Source organism: Pirellulales bacterium (genome assembly GCA_036499395.1).
GTDB lineage: Bacteria > Planctomycetota > Planctomycetia > Pirellulales > JACPPG01 > JACPPG01.
In genome coordinates this window covers 147,057-173,619 of sequence record DASYDW010000116.1, presented here as the reverse complement: position 1 = coordinate 173,619, position 26,563 = coordinate 147,057, and the positions used below count along the sequence as shown (strand labels likewise).

The following is a 26,563-nucleotide window of genomic DNA, read 5'->3' as shown; positions in this document are numbered from 1 at the left end:
TTCGACCGCTGCCAACTGTCACTGCCGACCATTCAATCGGGACGGATCCTGCCTTGACGTCGAAGCCCGATAATCCGCCGCGCATCCTGCTCGTCGGCGCTACGGGGCAGGTGGGGCGTGAATTGCTGCGGACGCTCGCCCCGGTCGGTCCGGTGTTCGCCACGGCCCGTTCGCCCGGTGCGTTCGCAGGCACGGCGCAACGGCTGATCCTTGACGTTACGGATTTGGACGCCGTGCGCCGTACGGTTCGCGAGGTGCGTCCGGCCATCATCGTCAACGCGGCAGCGTATACGGCAGTCGATCGGGCGGAGTCCGAGCCTGACCTGGCCATGCTCGTCAACGGCATCATGCCCGGCATGCTGGCCGAAGAGGCGCGAGCGGCCGGCACGGCGCTTGTGCATTATTCGACCGATTACGTGTTCGATGGCGGCGGCACGCGCCCCTGGCGCGAAGACGACGTCACAAATCCGTTGAATGCCTACGGCCGGACGAAACTGGCTGGCGAGGAAGCGATTCGTGCCGCCGGCGTAGCTCATGTCATTCTGCGCATCTCCTGGATTTATGCCGCGCACGGGCACAACTTTGTCCGCACCATGCTCAAGCTGGCGTCCGAGCGGACCGAGCTTCGCGTGGTCGCAGACCAGGTCGGGGGGCCGACTCCCGCCGCGGCCGTGGCCACTACCACCGCCGAGATCCTGCGCCTGGCCGGGGACTCGCCCGCTGAATTCCTGCGCGAGCATGGCGGGACGTTCCATCTGCCCGTCGCGGGCGAAACGAGCTGGCATGGTTTCGCCGAGGAAATCTTTCGCTTGGCCGGCGCGGCGGGGCTTTCCCTGCGTGTCGAGCGGGTGCTGCCGATCACGACCGCCGAATACCCGACTCCGGCACGGCGCCCACTGAACTCGCGCCTCGACGGCTGGCGGGTGCGCGAGCGATTTGGCCTTGCGCTCCCTGATTGGCGGGCTGCGCTCGCTGCGGAGTTTCCTAAGATTGTGCAGGGGTTGCAGTAGCGATGTCGGGTTCACCTTAAGGCGGGCGAGACGCCCGCCCCCCTGGGTGTTCCTCGCTGGCTTCCTGGCTAGGGAGGCCCTATGATCGAGAGGGGGCTGGTCGGGCGGCCCGCGCGTCGGGTTTTCGATCGCTTACGGCAGGAGCGAGGCTATGGAAAAGCTCAGGCGTCAGGTTCGTATCGCGCGGCGTCGTTTGGCGATGCAGCGATTCTTAGCCACGCTTCCCTGGTGCTTGTTCGGCACATTGGCGGCTTCGGCCATCCTAGTCGCGGTCGATAAGTATTATCCGCTGGGGCTGCTGAGTTGGGCCTGGCCCACGATTGGATTGGCCGCCGGCATTCTCCTGTCGGCCGCGCTGGTCTGGTTGCGCGGCCAATCGGAATTGGACGCCGCGATCGAGATCGATCGGCGCTTCGGACTGCACGAGCGAATTTCGAGTGCTTACGCCTTGAGCGCGGCCGAGCGCGAAACGCCCATGGGGCAAGCGCTCGTGGCGGACGCCGTTCGCGCCGTCGAGCGTGTGGACGTCGGACCGGGATTTCGCCTGTCTCTGTCGCGCACGGCGCTACTGCCGCTGGTGCCGGCCGCGGCTGCCTTCTCGCTGGCGGTGTTCCTGAATCCCGTCACGGAAATCGCCACGGCCACGACCGAGCTGGCCGAGCAAAAGGTGCAAGTGAAGAAGGTCACGCAGGTGGCACGCGAGAAGATCGCCGAGCAGTTGAAGGAAGCCAAGGAAAAGGACCTGAAGGAGGCCGATTCCCTGGCGAAGCTCGAAGCCGGACTGAAAGAGTTGAGCAAAGGGGAAGAGAACCGCCACGACGCTTTGGTCAAAATGAACGACCTGCACAAGCAGCTCGAAGAACGTCGCGAGCAATTGCGCGGTGGTGACAAGTTGCAAGAGCAGTTCGAGCAGTTGAAGAACCTGGCCAAGGGCCCCGCCGACAAGCTGACCGATGCGCTCAAGGAAGGAGATCTGAAGCAAGCCGGCCGCGAGCTGGAAGCGCTGCAGGAGAAGTTGCGGTCCGGCCAACTCGACGGTCAGGCCAAGGCCGAGTTGGCCAAGCAACTGGAAGCGATGGAACGAAAGTTGAAGAACGTCGCCGAGAAGCAGCGCGAGATGGAAAGCGAGCTGAAGAGACAAATCGCCGAAAAACGCGCCGCCGGTCAGTCGAAGGAAGCCGAGCAACTGGAAAAGAAGCTTGGCGAGATGCAGAAGCAGGCGTCGCAGATGCAAAAGCTGGCGCAAATGGCCTCGAAGATGGGCGAGTGTTCGGAGTGCATGAAGCAAGGCGACTCGAAATCGGCCGCCGCGGCACTGGCGCAAATGCAGGGGCAGCTCTCGGAAATGATGCAGGAGCAAGCCGAGGGCGCGCTATTGGACGAGGCGCTGCAAGAATTGGCGGACGCCAAGGATGCGATCGGCGCTAACGACGCGATGGAGGCCGACCGTTTTGGCATGCTGCAACAACGTTCGACACAACGGAGCCTGAAGCCCGGCCGTGGCCACATGGATGCCGATCGGCCCGAGGATGATATCGAGGCCGGCCTGTACGACACGAAGTTGCGAGGCAAGATGGGGGCGGGCGCCGTGAGCGTGACGGGCAAGATCGACGGCCCGAACTCGAAGGGGCGCGTCGAACAAGAGATTCAATCGCAATTCCAGGCCGCGCGCGGCAGTGCCTCGGACCCGCTGGCGGACACCAAAATGCCGCGCGGTTATCGCGAGCACGCGCGGACGTACTTCGACGTGCTGCGCGACGGCGAGAAGCCGGCTGAGTAAACGACGCCGCGATGATCGCTCGTGGCGGTGAGCTGCCAGCTTTCGGGCAGGGGCGGGGGATGGCGAGGATTTTTCCGCCCGTCGCGCCCGGACAAAACGCCTATTCCCGGGCCGGGCTGTTCCCAAACTTTACCGGCGGGCCTATCGTAGAATTTCGAGGGTCCGGTCGGCGTGCCTGGTGGTGCGCCGCGGTACCGGCGGCGATTTTTTCTCGCTTCTCACGTCATTCGATCCATGATCGCTCCCTTACTTCTCAGCCTGGTGGTCATGACGGCGCCGGCCGGCGCTCAGACGCCGACCGCGGCAAAGCCGCAAGTGGTCGAGGAGAAGTTCGCTTCGGGCGCAATCAAAGCAAAGCGGCAGATAAAGAAGAACGCCCGCGGCGAAGAAATCGAGCACGGTGTGGTCGAAACTTATTACGAGAAGGGACCGATCGCCAGCCGATACATTTACCACGACGGAATGCGAGACGGACCCTGGACCGAGTGGTACGAGTCCGGTCAGAAAAAAGGGGAAGGGACCTACAAGAAGGGGAACAAGGAAGGGGCCGAGGTCCTCTATCACGCCAATGGCCAAAAGAAACAGGAAACGACGTTTCGCGGAGATACCAAGCACGGAAAGCTCACTGCCTGGCACGCTGGTGGCCAAAAATCCATCGAACAGATCTTCGACCAGGGAGATCAACACGGCACCGTCCGCCGCTGGTACAACGACGGCGCCCCGCAAGAGGTTTCCGAGTTCGTTCATGGCACCAAGAGCGGCCATTCGGTGCTCTACTATCGCAACAAGCACAAATCGCTCGAAGTCGATTACAAGGACGGCGCCAAGGAGGGGCATTACGCCGAATGGTATTCCGACGGCCGACCCAAGACCGATCGCACCTACAAAGACGGCGCACTCGACGGCGATTTTGCCGAATGGCATCCCGATGGCAGCGAAAAAGCCAAAGGCCATTACATCGACGGGGCCCGCGATGGCGAGTGGAAAGAATGGTGGGGCGACGACGACAAGCATGCCCCCAAGGTGGATGCCACTTACGAGAAAGGGGATCTGACGGGGCTGTATCGCAATTGGTATCGCAACGGCCAATTGAAGGTCATGGAAACGTACAATGTCGGCAGCAAGGATGGCCTGTCGACCGAATGGTTCGAAAACGGCAATCGGAAGGCCGAGGGAGTTTTCGAAGACGACGCCCCCAACGGCCGTATCATGGGCTGGTATGAATCAGGGGCACCTAAGGTCGTGGTCGGCTATCGCAAGGGACGCAGGCACGGCGAATTGTACGAATGGGCCGAATCAGGCGAAGTGCAGGAGGCGACATCGTTCAACAACGGTGTCCCCGTCAAGTGAGCGCGGCAGGGTCGGCAGATGGATTCGGTCCTGCAATCCAAGAAAGGAGCGACGACCGCCACTGTCAGACGATCGTCGCTCGCTTCGTTTGGTAGTGCAATAAGTGCCGCGACTAGTGTGATCGCCTGCGCCAACGCACGCCCACGACCAATGCACACCCTACGGCCCAGATGGCGACCGTGGCCGGCTCGGGCACGGTGGCGAAGTCACCTGTGATGTTATCGACCGCGACCTGATTGCCGTCGCCAGTGTTCTGGCCGTTCATGTACATGAATAACTCGTTGAAAGTCGCATTGGCGAGAGGGCCGGTTTGGCCGGGACTGCCGCCATTTCGTAACGGATAGGCGCTCAAGCCCAGGGTGTTATTGATATAGGCGCTTGCCGTGCCGGCCGTGTAGTCGGCCACGACCGTGATGTGATTGTCCTGGCCATTGGTGTAGGTCCCGAACGGCATCAGCTGCGAATTGTCCGAGTTGCGCAGGGCGTATACACCGCCCGTGGCGCTCGTGGGCACAACCGCTACGCTGACGGCCCAATTGCCTGCGGTGCTGCTGTAGAGTCGCGCCCCGAACAAGATGCCGGCCGTAATGTCCCCCGAATCGAGGTGCAGTGTCATGGGCTGCGAGTTGGCATCCGTCATGAGCGCCGGCGCTTGCATGACGTCAATATCAAAGCCCAGGGTCACCTGCTGCGACGTGATGTTGAAGCCGGTGTCCATGAACAAAGCGCCGGTTTCGTCGTTTGATCCGACTGAGCTGAAGACCGCCTGGTTATTTGGGTTTTGAACCGTGATAGTTCCCTCGGTGATGGCATTCGGTGGGACGTCGCCGTCTGGATTGCCTGTGCTCGAAAAACCACCGATGGCCCCCGGCATGGTAATCACGGGGCCCATAGAACCCGTGGCCGGCGCCTGGCCCACGGAGTCGCTGTGGAAATCCTGATCCAGGAAATGAATGCCTGCCTGTGCCGCCGGCGCGACGATGCCGATCATTAGCGCCACGCACAGCCCAATTGTCGGTCGTTTCATGGAGTGCAGCCCTTGCGAATGTTGCCTGACCTAGTTGAAGCCCCCTGTCCGGCGGACGCAGCGTATCGAAAGCCCGGGACCGGTCCAGCGCGATTGGCTTCGCGGCGTGACGGCCTGGGGCGGACGATGTAACAGCACTCACCGTTACAGGATATAGGCGTGCGGAATTGCGCATCCTGACAATCGGTTTTGCGAAAAGTCAAAATACTCGCGCTGGAGGGCGAGAGTTTGCGGCAGGGCAGTGGGGATCGGCCAGGCGACTAGCTCCAACCGAGCTTTACCCGCCAATAGCTGGAATAGACAACGAGCCAGTCGTGCATGATCCGCTCCCCCTCGCGGTCTTGAAAACCGGCCCGAGCGGGAAAGTCTCGGTACAGCCCAGGCTCGGTTGTGGGCAGATGCGGGATGTTGAATACTGGATCGCGGGTGAAGCCCGGCACGCGGGCGAAGCCATACGTGCTCTGGTCCTCGTCGAGATAAAGGACGACCGTCTGGCCGATGATCTCGACGTCGTAAACATAATAGAGCCCCGCCCAGCAGTTTCCCCCGATTCGCGCGGCTCTCGGGTGGGCCAACGCGCTGTCGGCCAAACGCTCCATCGCCGCACGGCTGAACCAGAAGCCCGCGTGCATGAGGATTTCAGCCCACACAAGCCCGTAGGCGACGGCTCCCAGCACCAGTAGCGGTGCCCAGAGCCGGCGTCGCGATTGGTAGGTGCCAGGCGCGATGCCGCGACCCAACTCGACAAACGCCCTGAGGGCTGATTGCAGCCCACGGGTTATGGCGATTACCACCAGCAGCGCGAGCCCGGCGCAGACGTCATCCGCATAGTTGAACCGGACCATGGCAACACTCGGCAGGCGATATTCCCACACGCGATAGAGCACCAGCGGCACGACGAAAAGAAAAAGCGGTGCTGGATCGGTGCGCAAACGCCACATGGCCCACGCAGAGGGCTTGCTCGCCGGCACGTCGCCGGGTGGTTCTCGTTCATCAACATCGGGCATCGCGATAATCTCCGTATCGGCCCGGATTACGACCGGCGGTGACGGCCGCTGATTACGACGCCCGCAGCCACTGCCACCGGTCGAGTCATTTTACCACGCGACGTAAAGCACGGCGCGACGGATTAGAATCGACAGTGATGACCAACTCACAAACACGGCCCACGCGCCGCCGCTGGTTGCAGTTCGGGCTGCGCGGATTGCTCGTCGTCTTTTTGACGCTCGGCGTCAGTCTCGGCCTGCTCGTGCGCTGGCACGCGAGCGCCCTGCGGCAGAAGCGCTCGGTGGTAGCGCTTCGCGCGGGACACACTTTCAATTCGATAGAGTACAAAGACTTCGAGCCCGAGTTCGACACACTTCCTGTCCCATTGTGGTTGCAGAGATTTGTCGATGTCGATCATCTCTGTAACGTTAAAAGCGTTGAATTGTGGCACGCAACGGATGATATGTTGCGCCTCCTTCCTGAATTTCCGCAGCTTGAGGAACTGATGATCTCATCCGACTCCGGTTGCACGCAATCCGGATTCCAGGAATTAGCGTCCTTAAAGCAACTGAATGAGCTTTGGCTCGAATCTCGTCTAGTCGGTGACAACGGCGTGATGGCCATTGTTGGTTCCCTGGAAAAACTAGAGTTCCTCACTATTGACTGCGGAGCGAACGTGACTGACGCGGGAATTGCCGAACTCGAAAAGCTCAGCAATCTTCGTCGTCTACATTTGAACTGCGGATTTCAAATTTCCGACGATGGACTTTCCCATTTAGGCGCCCTCCGCAACCTCGAATATCTTGACTTGGATATTGACGAAGACGTAGATCACAGAGTGACGATCTCGCCGGGGCCGGCTGGGCCCATTCTCCAAGTTTTCGTTGTCGATTTGCCCGCCGGCGTGCGCGGCTGGCCGTGGGTTGGCAATTTGCACGGACTCCATCAGTTAGAAATCAACGGCCGCGCTCTGCGCAGCAACCTCGCGAACGCGCGGCTTGGCGAGCTTAAGAATCTAGACTGGCTGACCATCCGATTTCGCGACGGACTGAATGATGATGTACTCGCCGAAATCGCGACCCTGACAAAGCTAGAAGATCTGACGCTGCTATTTGGCAAGAGCACGGAAACCAACAAAGGATGGGAACAGCTACGAGCGATTAAGAACCTTGAGTCTCTTGATATCACTTTGGGTGCGAACGTCGACGACGCAGGGCTTGCGAGCCTCGGAGAATGCCTGCAACTGCATCAACTCTGTATTCGTATGAACGACCGTGTGCAGGGGCACGGCCTGTCATCGCTCCGCAAATTGAAGCGGCTAGACCTCGATTATCAAACACGCTCTGCCGATGCGCCACATTATCAGGTCGTAATACCCCAAAGCGTTGAACATCTGGTGATCAATGGCGTCCAAGGATTCAGCGATGATGACGTGGCGAGTTTGGTCCAATTGCCGAAACTAATATCGTTGGGGTTTTATTGGTGCGAGAAGCTCACAGATCATGGCTTGGAGCATCTGAAGAAAATGTCGAATCTTCAGGAATTAGGCGTCCACAGGTGCGTGCATGTGACCGGCAGTCAAATAAGCGCATTACGTGCCGCGTTACCGAACTGCAAAGTCGAAGCAGGTCAAGGCGGATACGTACATCTTGACCCGCAGTTCCTGCCGATTCGAGATCGGTGACGGATGCGGGGGCCACCCGAGCTTGTTGGGGCCGTAATTCGGATCGCCCCACCTCGGCAATGTACAGTGCTCGCAGGGCACCCTACGGGAGAAGCATCGCCACAGTAGACTGCCTTAGCCCTTCACGCGCTGCGGGATCGTGAACGAGTAGAGCATCGTCACGGCGCCAGCCGAGAGCAGGCTCCAGGGGGCCCATTCGGGCGGCTTGATATCGCGAGTGCTGCGCTCGGCACTGGCACCCCCCTTGGACGCCAGAATGAAGTCGTCCACGACCAGGCATTCGGCGCCGGCCACGAGCAACGTCAGGCCGACGGCAAGAAAAAACGACCGCCACATGCGCGTGGTCTCGTCACAAACGGTGCGCCCCGGATTCCGATAGATCGTACCGGCACTGCGCCGGGCACCCCCGGGGTCCTCTGCTTGCATTCATCGACCAAGCCCGGATAAGGTCTTCAGCGATTGGTGGGTCGATGGCGCTGGTCGGCGGTCGGCGACGGGCCGATTTTGACGGTCTTTCCGCGCGCGACCGTCCAGCCTCCCACACCCTGGGGCAGCGTGGCCGGCGACGGGTCGTAATGGCCGCCTCGCTCTGATACGATCAAGGCACTTTTGCCTGCGGAAAATCGTTCCGCCGGGCCTTGCCCATTCGTTACAGACGGACCGAAAGCCATGCCGCTTGATCCTTATTCCCCTTGTCCGGCCGGAACGGGCAAGAAGCTGAAATTCTGCTGCGCAGACCTCGTTGGCGAGCTGGAAAAAATCCAGCGGATGCTCGAAGGGGACCAGCGACTCGCCTGCCTGGAACATATCGAGAAACTGCAATCGAAGTATCCCGGCCGAGCCTGCCTGATGACGTCGCAGGCTCTGCTACTGCTGGGTATGGGGCGGCAAGACGAGGCGAAAAAGGTGATCGATGGTGTGCTAGCCAATGCCTCGACCAATCCGGTGGCGTTGGCCGAATCAGCCTTGGTGACGCTGGGTGAGGGAGAGCTGCGGAGGGCGATCGAAACCCTGCAATTGGCGATTTCGAGCAGTCCGACGCCAATGCCCGCCACGGTGGTCGACGTGATCGCCAGTATTGCCGAGGCGCTGGTGACGATGGACGAAATTCCGTCGGCCCTGGGGCATCTGCTGGTGCTCGCGCACCTGCTGCCGCAGGACGAGCGGACATTGGGGCTGATCATGCGGCTAAATGGTTCGCCGCAGGTGCCGCTGCTGTTCAAGGAAGAGCCCGATTTTTTGCCGGCGCCGGAGAGCGCAAGCTGGCGGGCGAAGTTCGACGAGGCGCTACAGCCTGCGCAGCGTGGTTCGTGGCGCGTGGCGGCCGACAAGCTGACGGCCTTGGCCGCGAGCGCCGGCGATTCTCCCGCGCTCTGGCACAACCTGGCGATCCTGCGGCAGTGGCTGGCCGACGACGGCGGCGCGGTCGAAGCGCTGCGCAAGCTGGCGTCGCTCGACGTTCCGCGCGACGATCGGGTCGAGGCCGAAGCGCTCGCCCAACTGATCGATCCGGCGACGACAGGGCAGGGGATCGACTTGTTCTCGATCAATTATCCGATCACGGACGTCGAGGGGCTGGACACTCGGCTGACCGATCGGCGTTTGGCCGTGATGCCGGTGAACACCGCATCATGGACAGAGCGCAACGAGGTGCCGCCGCACCGGTCGTTCGTGGTGCTCGATCGCCCCGCGCCGGGCACGGGCGCCGGTTTGAAGCGTGAAGATGTACCGAATGTGCTCGGACATGTGCTGATTTTTGGTCGACAGACCGATCGCGAAGCGCGGTTGGAAGTGACCGTGGCACAGCCGAACGTCGCTCCGCTGCGTGAAGTCGTCACGGAGCTGTGGGGCGGGCAACTTGGCCCGGCCGGCGCCGAAGAGAAGCGGGGCGAGATTCCCGCCACGCAATGGTCGCTGAGCTGGAACTGGCGGCTGCCCGAGGATACGCCCGTTGATGAGGTTCACAAGCTGCTAGTGGCTCAGCGTCGCGAGGCGATCCTCGATCGATGGACGCAGACGGCGGCCGCGGTGCTCGGCGGTCAAACGCCCGCGCAAGCCGCGCAAGACCCGGGCAAGCAGATCGCGCTGCTGGCCGCGATTCTGGTGCTGGAGCTTTCGTTCCAGGAAGCATCGATCGGCGACGCGTTCGGTGAATTGCGCCGGCGGTTGGGATTGCCCGAGGCCGAAGCAATCGACCCGACGAAGACGTCGGTCGATGATGTACCGCTGGCCCGCCTGCACCACGTGGAGTGGGAGAAGGCGCCAGATCAGGTGCTGGTAGCGGGATTCAATCGGGCGCGATTCGCGGCCGCACAACTGGCCACGCGCAAGATCGCACACGCGATTCTTGCACGCGAGTCTTTGAAGGCCAACACATCGCAAGTCTACGGCTTGCTCGCGAGGCTGGAAGACGACACCAGCCAATCGCTTACTTATCTCGACAAGGCGCGCGCGGCAGCCGACGAGGCCAAACAGTCGACGGCCATGTGGGACATCGACGAATTGTCGCTACGACTGGAACGGGGCGAACCGCAGGAATTCAGCCGCGTGCTGGCGCACATTCAAAAGGAACATTCACGCGAGCCGGGCGTGGCGCAGGCACTGTTGCAGATCCTGGTCGAGGCCGGACTGGTCACGCCCGATGGTCGGCCGGTGCGGCCGCCTCAGCAAGGTGCGTCCCCGCTGGTGGTGCCGGGGGCGGCCGCCGAACCGGGCAAGATCTGGACTCCCGAAAGCGACGCGGGGCCGGGCAAGAAGTCTGCGCTGTGGGTGCCAGGCGAGTAGAGGACGCGTGGCGTTCTTTAAAAAACGTCGTCGTCCGCGTAGCGTTCAGATGCGCACGAAGATCTTTTGGCGATAGAGCCAATAGCAGACCAGCCACATCGCCAAGAGGACCAACACGTGCTCGACGATGGGCACGTAGGCCTCGCCGAGATGCAAGGCGTTGGCAACACGCGGATATAGATCCTGGCCGAAATGGATTTTGAGCCGCGTGTTAAACCAGCCGCTGAGCATGCTTTCCATGACGTAGATCAGGATCGAGTTCATGCCGACGACCAACAGCGGAGAGCTCCATCGCCGCAGGCCGAGAACGTCGATCACACCGTAGAAGCCAGCCAGCATCAACAGCGTCCAGCCGGTGCTGAAGATGGCCCAACTGGGCGTCCAGATAATTTTGACGACCGGGCAGATGCCGGCCAATTCCAACCCCCAGCCGATTCCGAGTGCCGCGCCGCCCAGGCCGGCCAGCGTGAGGAACTTCACCCAGCGGCGCTGTGGGCCGCGTAGATACTCGCCCGCCATCAGGCCGAAGATCATCGTGGCCAGCGAGGGGATGAAGTTCAGCGTCGGATAGCCCGATGACTCATACGCGAACGGCTTGGCACGCGGGAAGAGGTTCAGGAACCAGGTGTCGAATCGCGCGGCGGGGTTGGTTCCCTTGTCCCAGTGCTTTGAAAAGCCTTCCAGATGCTGCCAATCAGCCGATACGCCGACCGACGCGTAATCGAAATCCTCAGGCGGCAGCGGGTACGCGGCGAAAAGCGCCCAATAGCCGACGAGAATCACGGCCGCGGCAATGCCTTGCCACAACCGAGGCTTGCCCCACAGCAAAAACAAGAACGTGTAGCCCAACCCGATCTGCGATACGACGTCCATGAACGTCCAATTGGTTTGCGTGCCACTGCCCGAGCGCAGAAACACGCCCAACAGCACCAGCACGATGGAACGTGTGATGGCGTGTAGCAACATCTTCCAATACGGTTGGCCATGCGACTGGCGTGCGGCATACGAATAGGCCATCGCCACGCCGACCATAAACATGAACGACGGCTGGATCAAGTCCCAGAACGCGCAGCCCAGCCATTTCACGTGATGAAAGTGATAGCCCAGCGTTTGCCAGGTGGGATCATCGGGAAAATGCTTGCGGGCCACCTCCCAGATTCCGAACCCGCCCGACGCCAGCGCCACCATGATGAATCCACGGTACGCGTCGAGCGACAACAGCCGCTCGTTGGGCTGCGTGCGGACCGAGCTGCCTCGCGCGGCGCTGGTCGGGGGCTTCGCAGGAACCGGCGCGGAGGGAGACGTAGCGGAAGGAGCGATCGAGGTAGCCATGGCCGGGGGGCACCTGGGGATGCAGGGACGAGCGAGCGGCGTGAGCAGCCCTAGTTTATCCGCCGCGATGGTTGCGACAATCGAAGCCGGCCCGAGGGAAGCTTTTGTGCAGGGCGGTGATCTGGGTTGGCGTTGGGACCCTTGCTGGCACTGCTGGGCTGGTAGTGCGTGATGCGTGGAGCGCATTGCGGGCAGCGGCCGATGCTCGTGGAGTACCTACGACGTTCGTTACACCAGTTCGCGGATGGGCGCGCCGTCGGCCAGAATTTTTGTCGGCCGGCCGCCTAAATCAACGAACGAGCGGTCATAGTCAACGCCAAGATGGCGATACATCGTGGCGAGCAGATCCTGCGGCGTGAGCGGGCGATCGGCAGGGTATTCTCCTTTCGAGTTCGTCGCACCGACGACTTGCCCCATCCGCAGTCCGCCGCCGGAAACGAGTGCCGCTTGCGCGCCGGGCCAGTGATCGCGGCCGATCAGCCCGTCGCGATTGACCAATCGCGGCGTGCGGCCGAATTCGCCGGCTGCGACGACCATCACTCGTTCGGACAGGCCGCGGTCGTAGATGTCTTCGATCAAGGCCGAGATGCCCTGGTCCATGAACGGCGCGCGATACCGCATCGCGTCGGCCATGTCCCAGCGTGTGACTGTGTTGATGTGATCGTCCCAACTGAAGTACCGATCACTGAGCGTGGGGGCGAGGGCGTCGATCGTAATGACGGCCACGCCCGCCTCAGCCAGTCGGCGCGCAAGCAAGCAGCTTTGTCCCCACAGGTGCCGGCCGTAACGCTCGCGCGCGGCTTCAGTTTCGCGACCGACGGCAAAGGCGTCAGCGACCGCGGGGTTAGTGAGCATCGTCAGCGCCTGGCCGCGGAACTGCTCGACGCCGTCGAGCGAGCCCCCCAAGTCCAGATCCCGACGCAACCGATCGAATTGCGGTAGCAGGCCGCGCCGCTCGGCAAGTCGCTGGGCGTCGACACCCGCGGCCAGTGACAAATTGGGTGGACGATAATCCTTGTTAGAGGGATCGCCCGCGGCCACGGCCGAGTGCGCCAGCCCGAGATAAACGGGCCGGGTCATGAAGGGTTGCCGCGGAATGCCGACGTAATTCGGCAGGCCGTCCGGCCGGGAGCCGCGCAGCTTGCTGGCCACCATGCCGAAGTCGGGATGCTCGCTGCGCGCCGTGGAGGTGGGGTCGGGCCGATCGGGAGTTTTGCCGGTCAGAAGTTCGATCGAGCCGTCGTTATGCGCCGACATGTCATGGTGCAACGAACGAACGAGCGAGATCTTCGAGCCGAGCCGGGCCTGCCGCGGAAACAATTCGCAGATATCGAGCCCCGGCACGTCCGTCGCGATTGGACGGAAGGGGCCGCGATATTCGCTGGGGGCGTACGGTTTCAGGTCGTACGTCTCGAGATGGCTCGGGCCGCCCCACATCCAGAAGAGGATCACCGTCGTGTCGCGCGATGCCTGGCCGGCGCGAGCCCGGGCGGCGAGAACCTGCTCGAGTCCGATGCCCCCCAGCCCGAGAACGCCCGCGCGCAAGAACTCGCGACGGCGCAGCGGGCCTGGGCAAAACGGATTCATCGCACCGATCCTTATCGTTGTGCGGAGGCGGGCGGGACGGCGGCGGGGCGGGGGCACGGACGGTCAGGCAAGCGGCGCCATTGTGGAGGATCAGCGACCGAAGGTCAAATTCTCAAGACGCGAGAGTCTACGACTCCGGCGATTTCATCAGGCCAAACCGGTCGATCAACCGGTAACATGCCGAGAAAACCTCGGCTCGATGTCATGCCGTAACGGCGGCTGCGCATGAAAAAAGCCGCCCGGAAGGCGGCTTGGTCATTTTTAGGAGACCAACCTCGTACGTGCTCTCTGTTCTTGTCCGCTTATCGTTCAGCTCTTTGCGCCCTGCCTCTCCCTGGCAGGGCGCCCTACAGCGCACGAGGGCGCTGTCACCCCCGGCTACGCCTTACGGCGTAGCGAACGCAATTTACGGCGGCCCGCAACAGCCCCACACGCAATCGCCAGACCGACCAGCGTCATGCTACCCGGTTCGGGCACAAACGTATTGCATGCTTGCACGTACGTCGCACAGATACCAAAGTGAAAAGTGGCCCAATCGACCGTCGTCGTCGACGTGACGCCATTTACGGGAATCACGAACGTCACCGGCCCGGCCAGGAACGGATTGGCATCCGAACTGCCCGCGATCGACGAATTCGCATTCGAGTACTTGGTGCCAGAAGCCGGCCCGATAATGGAGTGCGTGTCCATTCCATCGGGCAGCATCAGCTGCATGCTGGTGCCATCGAGCAGAACTTGCCAGCCGGTGGGAACCGTCAGACCGTCACTGAAAGTACGGTTTGAATTCACCGTTCGTTCCACACCGGAACTCGATCCGAGCGTGGTGCTGGTCTTGTTGTTGCTCAATTCGAACGACACACCACTAATCACTTGCGCGATATCACTAATCTTCGTTTGCAGATTTTCCAACGTGACAAGAATTTCGTTCGTAGTGGTCACGAACGTCACCTGGGCATCCACCGGTTTACCACCATCCACCGTCGAGTTATCGCCGGTTGAGAATGAGATCGTGGTCGCCGGGGCCGAAATTGCCAATCCCAGCACGAGACAGGAAAAGGCAATCACACCAGGCATTTTGGTCGACTTCATGAGACACTCCGTAGTTAAAGGCAGGTAAACAAGTCAAGTAAATCCGCGGGTGCAAACCTGCGGTGAAATCCGGAATAGGCGCGCGATAAACGCGAGGTCACGATTCGAATTGATTGATGCGCGCACGATGAGCGCAACGAGCAAATCCAATCGAAAGCCCGAGTGACGCGGCAAGAATTGCCAGAATGAGCCCGAATTAACAATCGCCTAGAAAGCGCGCGCCCCCGTAGGGACGGAGGTTAGCGATTGGGGCTCGATGTCATTAGCTGCGCCAAGAAAAAGCTGAAATTAGTCCCACAAATCAGTGTCGAGTCTAGAAGCCGACTCCGAGCAACGCAAGTAGAAAATGCCCTTTTCCCCCAAGAAATCTGGTGCCAAAGCCCTTTCCCGCATGCCAAATGGCATATGAGCTTTTTTCGATCAATCGTCGGAATTCAGCCATGAATTTGTCGCCGGTCAATACTGGCAGCGCTGGCTGTGAACCTCGTAGGGAATGTGCTCCTTCTTCGGTTTGCCGGCCTCGTGGCAGTGCAGGCAATACTTTTGATCGGGCACATCGCGATGCGCTTTCGTCGAGCCGGTATGCACTTGGTGGCAACTGAGGCAGGTCATCGACTCGCGACCATACAGTACGACGTCGCGCACGTTGTCGAGCACGTGCCGGTCGGCCGGATTGATCTTCACATCATCAGCCAACGCGAAGTCGACCTGGAAGTCGCGGAACAAATTATCGCCCGCCACGAAGTTGTTGGCATAGGGCAAGCCTGTCGATTTCGATTTTCCGAATCGCACATGGCATTGGGCGCAGATCGAGGTAACTACGGCGGGCGAATCTTTGCGCGCCTTGGCCAGCGGCATCAACTTCGGATCGTTGGCATGCTTGGCCGGCGCATCGCCGTGGCAGGTGAAGCAATCGAGCGATGGCGCGGCGAAGGCGTGTGTCTCGGGATCGACGGCCGTGGCGTGACAGCCGGCGCACTCGGCTGCGAAAATTTCTGTGTTCCATGTTGGCTTATCGACGTGATCCAACTTCGCGCGGCCGGTGCGAGAGAGCGTGGCGCCTACGGTGCGCAAATCGAGCTTACCGTAGGCGGCCGAACGTTTCAGAAAGCGCGTCTCGCGCGTGTCCCCCATGATTAGTTGCACTTCGTCGGCCGGTTGCTTCGTGGCGGGATCGGCCCGCAGTGCGGCCAGCGCCAGATTGTCGGCCTCGGGTTCGCGAATCGTGCGATTGTGCTTGTTCGTGCCCCAGGTCGTTCCGACCTCGTTGCGGTGGCAGAACAGGCACTCGCCACTTTCCATGTATTCAGGCAGTTCCTGGCCGACATGATCCTCGCCCCAGGCGGCGGGATCGAGTGTCTTGGTATCGGCCGGGGCTTCGGCCGCGATCGATGCATCGTGCCTTGCCGCCGAAAGTAACGACAGGCCGAGCAGTGTCGCCGAGGCCAATCCGCATAGCAACAGCTTTGCCCGCCGAAAGAAGTTCGTTGGCGCCATACGTGCCTTGAGAGGCTAGAGAAATGAAAGCGGGCGTTCGCACGTCGTTATTAGCGACGCGCGAACGCCCGGTGAAGGCCATCATGTCGTTTGTCCGCCGTGCAGCGGGAACGACTTCGTGCGTCGCTTACGTGTTCGTGTCGTCGCGGACCCAGCCATAGGCGGCGTTATCGCGCGTTCCGCCGAAATTATCGTAGGCGACCTTCAGCTTCGACAGTTCGTCCTTGGGGATATTCTTGCGTTGCTCGGCCGGATCGACGCCGTAGATCTTGGCGGCGTTGAGGCCGAAAATGTTCGCCTTATCTTCCTTGGAGAGCTTCGTGTAGCCGAACTTGTCGCACATTTCGTCCGTGATCTGAAAGCGTTTGAAGGCGTCGATCACCCACTGCGGCGAGCCCCACCACAGGCAGTCGGTTCCCCAAACCACGTGATCGGCGCCGTAGTTCTTGACATTCTTGCCGATCAGATGCTGACACATCTCCGGGTGATAAACCACCAGGGTGCCGAAGCTGGAGCCGATTTCGGGGTAGACGTTGTTGATCTTCGGATTGCGCTCTTTGATCTTCATCAGCACGTCGTGCCAAGCGAAATCGCCGGTGGTCGGGTTGTAATTCTCGACCAAACTGGCCTGCTCGATGCCCGGTGCATGCTGCATGGCGGAGTGATAGATCACAAAAGTCAGGTCCGGATTGTCGAGGGCGGCCTTTTCCACATCCTTTGGATTCGCCAAGTGGCCCAGGGTCTTCGACTGGTAGGAAAAGCCCTTGTGGACGCTAATCTTTTTGATGCCCAGCTCGCGCGATTTCTCGTAGAACGGGTAGGTCAGCTTCTCGTCGTCGAGTTGGAAGCCGTTGCCCGAGCGGCCGGGATCTGTGTGGCAGTACCACTTCCACGAGTCGATGCCGTACATCTTGACTTCGCGTTCCATTTGCTCGAACAGCGCGGCCTTGTCCTGGCTATTGGTCTTCATGTCCCAATAGTGGTTCGGGGCACAGTTGCCCTGGCACAGGGCGCGGACGCTGCCGGCCATGTCATTGATGTCCTTCTTGCGAGCCGACATCAACCAACTGGGGAGCGGGCCGCCGCCGCGCTTAGGCCCTTCGGCCTTGTTACCCTTGCGATCGAAGTGCGTTTCGCGTCCCGGCACACCCGAGATCACGAGCATCGAGGTCTCGCTGTCGAAGAACATTTCCTTGACGAAGTTCGGGAAGCCGTAGGCGTCATCCGATTCGTCCAGCTTGAAGCCCATGTTCTTTACGAATTCCTGATTGCGGAATCCGATGGCCAGGCCGTTGGTGAAGTGGGCCTGGACGTCCATCACGAAGTACTCACCCTTCGGGTATTTGTCTTCGTAGGCGCCCGGCTCGAGGGTCTCGTCCTCTTTCACATCCCAGTAATTGCCGAACACCTTATTACTGGCCAGGAAGCAGGTGGCCATGCCCATCGTGCTGGCCATGAAGGCACGGCGTTCCATGCCCAAGTATTTGGCCTTCTCCTCGCCCAGCGTGTTGATCAGGTACTCGACCTGCTTCTGCTGCTTGGTTTGCGGGCGTGGAATGAACTCCTCGTTCGAGACCACCTGGGTAGGCATGGGGGAATCGATCCCCTTCTTCCGGTCCCGGAGCCACTTTGGAATCCACATGGGGAATCTCTCCTCGAAACAATTGAATGCGGGGCTGAATTAGACGAACAAGCCCGCCACGGCCCGATCGACCAAAGGAAGAAGCGATGCACGTTCCACAGAGCCGCGAAAGCCTGCACGCGCGAAGCCGACAAGAAAGGAGGATCGGCCCCGACTGCGTCTCGGCCGCCAGACGCGGCTACCAGGAAACTGGTTGGATTATAGGTTCTGCGAGAATCACGTGCAAAGCAAGAGCAGGTGCGGGGCAGGGGCCGCTGGTCGGTTTGCCTACCCGGGGTCCACTTCGCTACCGACCCTCGATTTGCGCGAGCGCTATTTCGGCGGCACTCTTGGCTTCCGGATCGTTCGTCGTGGCGATCAGCGTCGCCAGGGCCTGGTCGGCGCCAAACTGCTTGGCCATAGGACCGATACCTCCGAGGCGTTTGGCAGCCTGCACCTGGAAGTTTTGGATGTGGCCTGCTGGCCGGGGCGGTCCGTTGATATAAGCGATCAACTGCTTCACGTCAGCCGGTGAAGCGGTGGTCGAGAACGCAGGTTTGTACGGCGTTTTGAGCCCCCCCTGGTAAACGATGTACGCGAGCGAGGCGGCTACCGCCAACACCAACGCGATGATCAGCGGGGGCCAGAACTCGCCGGAGCGCCAATTGGTGGGAGATTCATCGGCCATACCGTCGTGGCCTCCTTGAAAACAGCTATGGCATGGGGGTCTTCTTGTTAGCGCCGGTCGCCGAGGTCATGCCATAGGACTCGGGGAAGGCCTTGGTGAGTCGCTCGATCTCGGCCCGTTCGAGTGGGGGTGTGTAGAGACAAGTAATCGGGTCGTCCCCGATCCACGATCGCCAAAAGGGAATCGTGACGATTTCATGCTCGTAGTCCCCCGGTTCGCCACCGGGTACTTGCACTGCGGCCACTCCGCCGTTGGCGGTTAGCCATTGTCGCAGCGCCCAGCGGTCGCGGACGATCATCCATTGCCATCCCAACCAGCAGGCGGCGACGGCCACGATCAGAAATTGCAGTGCGATCCTGGAGTTGAAACGGCGTCGGGTTGGCTCTTGCTCGTGAGACATGGGGCTTTCGGCCGCCGTCCTAGAAGAGCTCCAAAATCGTCAGCAGAACGAGGACGATCTTGCTTCTGGTCAGCCTGCGCCATAAACCGGCCGGCTTCTTTTGGACTGGAGTGTTCTTGTGCCGGGATTCAATCTCGGGGTCGCTGGTCATGAAACAAATAGGCCCCAAAACAATAGAATGATGGGAGGCGCAAAGATCCCAAAAATCGCACATTCTAATTGCGAAGCCTTGAAGAGAGCGCCCAACGATGCGCCGACGGAGGCGCCAATGCCAAAAAAGAACGCGGTGGCTGCCGCCCATCGATACAGGCCCAGCGAATCGGGCGGATGGCTGGTTTTCGGCGCATAGTGCGGAAACGACCGTACGACCAGCGCAAGCCCAACGAGGCATACCAGTCCGATGACCAGTGGCAGAAGCCACGATCCGGGCTGCCGTGACGTGGGGGCCGGGTTGGACTGGTGGTCGCGGGTCATAGGACTTCACCCACCATTGCCATGATGCTCAGGGGGTGATTGCCACGCATCGTGCTTAGGATAGAAGCGTCGCTGCGAATCACGTAGCAGCCGATACGTCGCCCCGAACAGGGCAACGATTACCGAAATTCCTATGATGGTTCCCATGCCCGAATTCTACCAAACGCCCCGCGACGCTCCATTTCTGGACGATCCGGTGGGCATTCACGTTCGGGTCCGGGTTGTGCTGGTGGTCGCGGGTCATGGGTGTGGTGACTCCGGCGAATGCCTTCGTTCGGTCCTGATCCAGCTTCGACGGAAGTTGGCGCACTTCTTGTTCTGACACGTATATTCCGTCGTCAGGTTGCCGCTTTCCTTGTCAGTCATCATCGAACCGGCACTGAACACGCCGTTTTTCCCACAGTTGGGGCATCTGTCGGAGGTATTTGGCATGCCCCAATTCTACAGCCCGGCCATCGACTGCGGCTCACCGATCCCGAGAAATCTTTGCGTCAGAATGTACCACTATCCGTGAAAAAGCCCTTTTGACGGCGGGGGGGAAAGTGGGTAGGATGTGCGATTCTGCCGAACGTGGGCGGGCGGACTGGGGATGGCCCCGGGGATGTTCAGCCCGGGCGTTTACGGCACGCGAAGTCGCGATCAACGAAACACTTGCAGTTGGATTGGGAGCATGGGAAAGTTCGTCCCCAAGAAGCGATCGAAGTTCAGCAGCCGCGCGAAGAAGAAAGATCCGATCTTTGTCGACGGTAAGCGGCCTCGCCCGATGTACGTCGATTACAAGGATCTGGAGCTGTTGTCGAAACTCACCAGCCGGCAGGGCAAGATCATCGGCCGCCGCAAGAGCGGCTGCACCGCCGCCAGCCAGCACGCCGTGACCGCGGCGATCAAGCGGGCTCGCTTCATGGCCCTGCTGCCGTACGTCGCCGAGTAATCCGACTGGCCATCTTGGACCATCGAGTTGCGGGCCGTATTGGCTGCTGCGTGCGCGCCGTGTGCAATCGACATCGGCGCGCTCTGTCAATGGATGCGTCTTCAGCAGCGACGCGTCTTGAATGTGCGAGCGGGATTTCCGTTCGCCCCGCGCCGGCAAGTTGGCCGCGCGGCCCTTTGTGATCAGTAGCGTGGCAAATCTGCGCCGTAACGCCTGCTTGGCGAAGCTCAAAAGGTGCCCTAGTTGGTGCCGTCAATCTTCGCACTCTCGGCACTGCTGACCCACCGCTGACCGATTGCGAATCGCCGACGGTCTTACTTATGTTGCGAGGTGCCATTCGCAGACGATGGCCCGACGACCTCTATTTGGCGGCGTTCTTGGCCAGCAGCGTGGCCAACTCGCTTTCAATCGCGGAACTCTCGAAGTCGTTGGTTCCGAGACTGTCGTTCGATCCTTCGTTCGAGTTCGTCGAACCAGACAGCGAACGCTCAATACGAGCGGCAACCGATAACAGCGACGAGGAGAGAGCACCTGTGTCGGGTGAAGCGGCCATGATGTGATCGACGATCGGCGCCGCGACATTGATGGCGAGTTTGGTCGGGGATGAAGTCGGCCGATCAACGGACACCGACGTTGCAGGCAGCGACGTGTTGGTGGCCGTTGTGACGCCGCCCACGGTGGAACTCGCGGAATCGACCACGCTTGTGCTGGCCACTTCCACGGGGCCGGCGCTGATGCCAGTCGATGCGTCGACAGCGGACGTGACTTTTTCGCTTGCGCTTGCCGGATCCACAACGGTTTCGTCGGTAGGGCTTGGCCCCAGGACCGCGGGAGCCGTGAGCCCGCTGGCGGTGGCCGTGGTCGGCGAGACCGTCCCGGCCGGTACGACGGGCGCTTGCGAGGGCGTGACGGAAGCTGGCGGTGTCGCGGCCACGGACAGGGCGCTCGTCGCGACCGTAGCGTTGGCTGGGGCGCCGTTTGCCGGAAGCGATGAGAGCCAGGCCGAGGAGATCATGGCCATTTCCAGCACGTTGACGATACCGTCGCCATTGAAATCGGCGCGCCAGTTGGCCTTCAACCAACTGGACGAGGCCAGGGCAGTATCCTGGGCATTGACGATACCGTCTTGGTTGATGTCGCCTGGCAGGACGTTGAACGAGAAATCGAAGTTCCCGCCGGCCAGTCCGTCACCCGACGGGAAGAACTGCAGGCCGTCGCGCCAATCGCCGTCGAGCGAATTGCCAGAGCGGTCTGTCACGGCGTAAGGGCCTGTCGAGCTGAGATGAATTTGCATGTTATCAGCGCCGATCGATCCGCCCAACGTCCAGACCGCCGTGTAGGTCGAAGGATTGTACGTGAATCCGCGGATCAGATACTGCACGCCAAGCTTGTCGGTCAGCAGCAGACTGTTTTGCTGAACGTTCACATCGCGATTAAACACAATTTGAATCTGGTTCAAGTTGCTCCAGGGTAGATCGCGGGTTTGGGCCGCGCCCGTCGGAATGCTATAGCCGCCAGAGCTTTGCCCGTTCGAGGCGAGTTGCTGCAAATAGGACTGCGACCAACTGGTGCTATCGACCAGTACGCCCGTTACCTCGGGCGGAGGCAAAACCTGAATGGCGATCGTTTGAAAGCCGCTACCGACAAGGCCATCCCAGGCGCTGAACGTGACGTTGTCAAGCCCGTTGTAGCCTTGGAAGGGCACATACGACACGCTGTGCGTGGCGGCCAGTGTCGTGTTGATCTCGGCCAGCGTCGCCGTTACGGTTACATACGGACTGCCGTTGCCCCAGATTTCGGCGCTGGTTAATCCGCCGGGAACGTTCGTCGCCAGGTATACGCCTCCCGAACCTGCATAGACGTTCAAGCTGATGAGACTCGTGGCAGGCAAACATTGGTCCGTCAGGGAAACGCCGGAAATCGAGAGAGGGCCCGTGGCGTTCAATGGTGGGGAACTCGGGGGCACTTGAATGGTCAGCGGACCAATGACGGTTAGGCCGACGCTAGCCGTGTTGGTATTGCCGGCCTGGTCGGTGGCTGTGATCGTGACGGCATCCGGCCCGTTGTATCCAGCCTCTGGCAGATAGGACGAACTGTAATACTGCAAGCTGTAATTGATCTCCGCCAAGGTCGCGACGATGACCACAGAACTGGTGCCATTGCCCGTGACTTGGTTCGTGGTCAGACCGCCATACGAGAAGGGAAGCGCGACAATGTCGATCGCGCCATGCGCAGCGGTGAGTGAGACCGTGACCAGGCTGTCGGAAGGCAATCCTGGATCATTGAGTGAGGCGTAGAAGTTCGCCAGGCTGTTCGCCTCGACTAACTGTGTTGTCGAGTTCACGGTGATTGATAGCGGACCGACAACGCTGATCGCGACATTGGCGCTGGCGGTATGCTGCAGAGTATCCTCGGCCGTGATCGACAGATTGTCGGTGCCGAGATAGCCGCTATCGACGCGATAAGTCAGGCCATGAGTGTCGGCCAGCGTGGCATTGATCGCCGAGACAGGGGCGAGAATCGTCACCAGGTTTGTGCCATTGCCCAGGATTTGCGCCGCGGTTAGGCCACCGGGGACGTTGGTCGACAGCAGCAACGTTCCATGTTCGACCGAGAAGGTGGTGACGACATTTGCCGTCGACGGCGCAGCCGGATTACTGAGCGAAGCGCCGGTAATCGTGATCTGTCCGTGGGCAGCTACGATGGGCGGGCTGCTGGGGGTTGTTATCGAGAGGGGAGCGATAACGTTCAACGTCGTGGTGGCGTTGAGGTAAGTCCCTTGGAAATCATTCGCCGTGACCGACAAGAAATCATTTCCGGTAAAGCCATTGTACGGTGTGTATGTCAGCCCTCCGTCGGCCGCGAGCGTGGCATTGATCTGGGCCAGGCTGGCCGTGACCGAGACGTACGACGAACCGCTGCCATACACCTGATACCAGGCGATGCCGTTCGGAACCGTGGTCGACAGCGTGAGGTATCCATCCTGAACGTAGAACGTGACCGTCAGGTCATTAAAGGACGAAAGTGAGGGGTCTTGAATCGAGATGCCGTTCACGGCCGTCGTTTGGTTCATCGGGACGGCCAACGAGACGGGCACGTTGATCGACGAAGCTGCGCCGATCGGAATAGCTCCGTAGGCGGCGTTGTTTGCTGGGTCCGTGACTGACACGTTGATTTCGTCATTCCCGCTGAAATCGGAGTCCGTCGAATAAGTCAGTCCGTTTGCGTCCGCGAGCGTACTGTTGATCGCGGCGATCGGCGCCGTGATCGTGATCGACGAAGTGCCGTTACCGGTGATTTGGCTGGCAATCAGCCCGTTAGTTACGAATGTCGATAGATTCAGCACGCCGTGATTGGCCTGCAGCGTCATCGTGACGGGGGCCAGGCTGGACAGGCCTGGGTCCGAAACCGAGATTCCCGATATTGCTGTCGAGCCGCCCGCGGTGACGAATTGTTCGAAGGTGGGCAGCGAAAGTGACAGGGGGCCCAGGACAGTGAACTGGGTTTGCTCGATGTCGCTATTGCCCGCCGTGTCAGTGGCGGTGAACGTTAAGGTGTCCGTGCCGGCGAAGCCAAATGTTGGGATATAGAGTAGGCCATTCGTGGCCGCCAATGTTGCGTTGATCGCGGACAAGGGGGCCGTGACCGTGACGCTGTTAGTTCCGTTTCCTGTAATCTGAGCGTCAGTGAGGCCGCCGATAACCGTCGTGTTCAAGGCGAGCGTGCTGTTCGCGGCATTCAGCACGAGTGAGATGTTGTCGGTTGATGGCAGTGCCGGGTCGACGATCACCATGCCCGTTAGGGGAATTGGCGCGCCGGCTCCGACGATTCCTCCTATCGGCGGGACAACCGTGAGCGGCCCAACGACGAGCAAAGAAACGCTGTTGGTGGCCGTGCTCGTCAACTGATCGGTCGCCGTGAGCGACAGCGTGTCTGAGCCGTCGTAGTCGTTCGCCGAGCGATAGATCAAGCCGTTCGTGGCGGCCAGCGTCGTGTTGATCTGCGCCAAGGTGCCGGTCACGGTGACGCTGGCGGTGTTGTTATTCGTAATCTCAGATGCGGAAACTCCCCCTGTGACAATCGCCAGTTTGACGTTGCCGTGCTGGGCGGCGATGGTGAGCGTCAGCGTGTCTGCCCCAGGGAGCGCCGGATCCGAGATTGCCACGCCCGTTATGCGGGCGCTGGCCGCCGAAGGGACTTCGGTCGTCGTGGGGGCGGTAATCGTCAGGCCTACAGCAATGGCGACGCTGGTGTAAATCGAGTTTCCGAGCGGGTCCGTGGCATCAAGCATTACCCCGTCGGATCCATTGAACCCAGTTGCCGGCGTATAAACGACGCCATTCGCGGCAGCGAGCGTGGCATTGATCGCCGCCAGCGGCGCGGTCACGATCACCTGGGCCGTGCCATTGCCGATCACCTGCGCGGCGGCGATGCTGCTGGAGACATTCGTCGCCAGGGTCACTGTTCCATGACTGGTGGTGAGGAGGAATGTAATGTTGTCTGCCGCTGGCAGGCCTGGATCCGTGACCGAGATACCGCTAACGGCCAAACTGGTGTTTTGAGGTGTTGCGAGTGTCGTGGTGGGTGCGCTGATTAGCAGACTGGCCACCACGGACAAGGGGACACTACCGGTGCTGGTGTTACCCAGCGAATCACTGGCATTGATCGATAGAGTATCCGCTCCGCCAAATCCGGTATTCGGCGCGTAAATCAAGCCGCCGGTCGCCGCCAGTGTGGCATTGATCGCAGCCAAGGGGGCGGTAATCGTCACGAAACCCGTGCCGTTGCTCGAGACTTGCGAGCTGGTAATGCCGGCAGCGATCGTCGTCGAGAGATTGATCGTTCCGTTGAGGGCTGCGAACGTGGCCGTGATATTGCTGGTGGTCGGCAGCGCGGGGTCGGTTAGTGACACACCCGTCACGCTGAGGACGCTTCCGGCCGCGACTTGTTGGGTGGTGCCCGGTGTTTGCACGGTGAGCGGACCACCAACCGTCAGCGTGAATGCTTGCGCATCACGCAAACCATTCGATGCGTCATCGGCGTGCGCTACCAACTGTAACGTTCCGGTGAATCCGGCTTTCGGCGTCAATGTGACGGTGGCCGTGTCGTTAGTTCCGGGTGTGACTGTGACGGTGACATTGGCCGGCGTGGAATACGGGGGCTGGCCGAACGGGTTTTGATCGCTGATGCTGAAGGTTGGCGTACCACCATTGGTATCCGTGGCCGTGATCTGAAATTGGACCGCCTTGCCGGCGGATGTTGTCAGATTGCTGACCGGGCCTAGCAGGACCTGCGGTTCTTGAGCCGGTGGGACCGGCGTGATGACGTTGACATTAAAACTTTGCTGCGCGGATGTGTTGTCCGAACCGGTGCCCGTGACGGTGATCGCGGCACTGCCGGTGAAGCCTGCCGGCTCCGAGATCTGCAGCACGCCGTTCTGCGTGTCGTTCTGCACGATCGAGGCCGAGGTGATTGTCACGGGCGTGTTGGCGATATTTACTCCACCACTCGAATGGGTCGACACGTTCAATATTCTGCTGTAGATATCCTGGCCCGTGAGCAACTGGCCGAAGATCGTGTAGCCGAAATTCAGCGCCTGCGGTTCCGAGGACAGCGGCTGAGTCGGTCCGGTCAAGAAGAATTCGCTACTGGCAACATGCGCACTGGTCGCGGCCATCGCCAACAGGCCGGGCGTGTTGTAGGCGATATTGGCGTTGTATTCATTGGGCACAGGGGCCACGCTGGGCGGGCTCGACTCATCGCTAATGCCACCTTGAATCAATTGGAACGAGCTCGAAGTCTCCATCCGGTAGAACGAGGAGTTCGTGTAAACGCCGCTATTGACATCGGCGATGATCGCCGCGACGGTTTGCGGCGCGAGATTCTCGAATAATTGAAATTCCAGTTGGCCTGAAAAAGAAAATCCATTTGAATCAGTCCCCGTGACGTTGAAAACCAGGTCGGGGTTGCCCGTGAGCACACTGACCTGCACGCTGGGATTGGTGCTGTTGGCCGTATAAGTGATCGATTGGCCGGTGTCGTGCCCGACGAGCGGCACGTACAGGTCCTTGCCTGAGGGGACGTTGTAAGCCGAAGAGAGGTCAGGCCCGTTGATCGGGTTCAGCGTGACGCTGAGCAGGTGCCGATCTTCCAGCGGCTCGTACCGCAGCCGCCGGGCTCGAACGCCGGAGTGGCGTGTCGTCGCGGCTCGATGATGTTTCTTTTGCCACCCACCACGAAATCCAAAGCCACCCATCTCCGCCCCCTCGCCCCGCTCGATAAAGCCCAGAAGTTTAAGCCCGTTGCACCCCCATTTACAGGT

The 26,563-nt window shown here is 60.7% G+C and carries 17 protein-coding genes; 6 read left to right on the top strand and 11 right to left on the bottom strand.

Features of this window, described 5'->3' with window-relative positions:
* The first annotated feature begins 53 nt into the window (after positions 1-53).
* The 3 genes from rfbD to VGN12_20845 all read left to right on the top strand — a co-directional run bounded on the left by rfbD (position 54) and on the right by VGN12_20845 (position 4,140).
* Positions 54-1,010: a dTDP-4-dehydrorhamnose reductase gene (rfbD, locus tag VGN12_20855; protein ID HEY4311910.1), complete on the top strand. Its 957-nt coding sequence runs from the start codon at positions 54-56 to the stop codon at positions 1,008-1,010.
* A 151-nt stretch (positions 1,011-1,161) separates the two neighbouring features.
* Entirely contained in the window at positions 1,162-2,790 is a 1,629-nt protein-coding gene (locus VGN12_20850; protein HEY4311909.1) for a hypothetical protein, read from the top strand.
* 234 nt (positions 2,791-3,024) lie between these two features.
* Positions 3,025-4,140 carry a toxin-antitoxin system YwqK family antitoxin gene (locus VGN12_20845; protein ID HEY4311908.1) on the top strand — a complete coding sequence of 372 codons (1,116 nt, stop codon included), beginning with the start codon at positions 3,025-3,027 and terminating at the stop codon, positions 4,138-4,140.
* Positions 4,141-4,252: 112 nt separating this feature from the next.
* Here VGN12_20845 and VGN12_20840 read toward each other — a convergent pair whose 3' ends face one another.
* Together VGN12_20840 and VGN12_20835 are read right to left on the bottom strand one after the other, a co-directional pair.
* Positions 4,253-5,167 (bottom strand): hypothetical protein, encoded by a 915-nt coding sequence (locus VGN12_20840; GenBank protein HEY4311907.1) that lies wholly within the window; start codon positions 5,165-5,167, stop codon positions 4,253-4,255.
* Positions 5,168-5,427: 260 nt separating this feature from the next.
* Entirely contained in the window at positions 5,428-6,174 is a 747-nt protein-coding gene (locus tag VGN12_20835) for a hypothetical protein (GenBank protein HEY4311906.1), read from the bottom strand.
* A 137-nt stretch (positions 6,175-6,311) separates the two neighbouring features.
* Here VGN12_20835 and VGN12_20830 point away from each other — a divergent pair, with 137 nt between their 5' ends.
* On the top strand, positions 6,312-7,838 hold the full coding sequence (locus VGN12_20830; protein HEY4311905.1) for a hypothetical protein: 1,527 nt from the start codon (positions 6,312-6,314) through the stop codon (positions 7,836-7,838).
* Positions 7,839-7,952: 114 nt separating this feature from the next.
* Here VGN12_20830 and VGN12_20825 read toward each other — a convergent pair whose 3' ends face one another.
* Complete coding sequence (locus tag VGN12_20825; protein HEY4311904.1) at positions 7,953-8,174, bottom strand: hypothetical protein; 222 nt, start codon at positions 8,172-8,174, stop codon at positions 7,953-7,955.
* 333 nt (positions 8,175-8,507) lie between these two features.
* Between VGN12_20825 and VGN12_20820 the strand changes: the two genes are divergently transcribed.
* Positions 8,508-10,622, top strand: coding sequence for a hypothetical protein (locus VGN12_20820; GenBank protein ID HEY4311903.1), 2,115 nt, complete (start codon positions 8,508-8,510; stop codon positions 10,620-10,622).
* A gap of 45 nt (positions 10,623-10,667) precedes the next feature.
* Here VGN12_20820 and VGN12_20815 read toward each other — a convergent pair whose 3' ends face one another.
* The 7 genes from VGN12_20815 to VGN12_20785 form a co-directional block, all read right to left on the bottom strand.
* Positions 10,668-11,954, bottom strand: coding sequence for a DUF5009 domain-containing protein (locus VGN12_20815; protein HEY4311902.1), 1,287 nt, complete (start codon positions 11,952-11,954; stop codon positions 10,668-10,670).
* 228 nt (positions 11,955-12,182) lie between these two features.
* Positions 12,183-13,541, bottom strand: coding sequence for a DUF1501 domain-containing protein (locus tag VGN12_20810; protein ID HEY4311901.1), 1,359 nt, complete (start codon positions 13,539-13,541; stop codon positions 12,183-12,185).
* Positions 13,542-13,919: 378 nt separating this feature from the next.
* Positions 13,920-14,630 carry a PEP-CTERM sorting domain-containing protein gene (locus VGN12_20805; protein ID HEY4311900.1) on the bottom strand — a complete coding sequence of 237 codons (711 nt, stop codon included), beginning with the start codon at positions 14,628-14,630 and terminating at the stop codon, positions 13,920-13,922.
* A gap of 456 nt (positions 14,631-15,086) precedes the next feature.
* Entirely contained in the window at positions 15,087-16,127 is a 1,041-nt protein-coding gene (locus VGN12_20800; GenBank protein ID HEY4311899.1) for a cytochrome c3 family protein, read from the bottom strand.
* Positions 16,128-16,254: 127 nt separating this feature from the next.
* The gene (locus tag VGN12_20795; GenBank protein ID HEY4311898.1) at positions 16,255-17,769 is read right to left on the bottom strand and encodes an amidohydrolase family protein; all 1,515 of its coding nucleotides are present in this window, start codon (positions 17,767-17,769) and stop codon (positions 16,255-16,257) included.
* A 286-nt stretch (positions 17,770-18,055) separates the two neighbouring features.
* On the bottom strand, positions 18,056-18,436 hold the full coding sequence (locus VGN12_20790) for a hypothetical protein (protein HEY4311897.1): 381 nt from the start codon (positions 18,434-18,436) through the stop codon (positions 18,056-18,058).
* Positions 18,437-18,461: 25 nt separating this feature from the next.
* A complete protein-coding gene (locus VGN12_20785) occupies positions 18,462-18,836 on the bottom strand; it encodes a hypothetical protein (GenBank protein ID HEY4311896.1) in 375 nt (124 codons plus the stop codon).
* Positions 18,837-19,980: 1,144 nt separating this feature from the next.
* On the opposite strand from VGN12_20785, the gene rpsR reads away from it, so the two are divergent.
* Positions 19,981-20,241, top strand: coding sequence for a 30S ribosomal protein S18 (rpsR, locus tag VGN12_20780; GenBank protein HEY4311895.1), 261 nt, complete (start codon positions 19,981-19,983; stop codon positions 20,239-20,241).
* Positions 20,242-20,602: 361 nt separating this feature from the next.
* On the opposite strand, the gene VGN12_20775 is transcribed toward rpsR, so the two are convergent.
* Positions 20,603-26,497, bottom strand: a complete 5,895-nt coding sequence (locus tag VGN12_20775; protein HEY4311894.1) for a peptidylprolyl isomerase — start codon at positions 26,495-26,497, stop codon at positions 20,603-20,605.
* Positions 26,498-26,563: the final 66 nt, after the last annotated feature.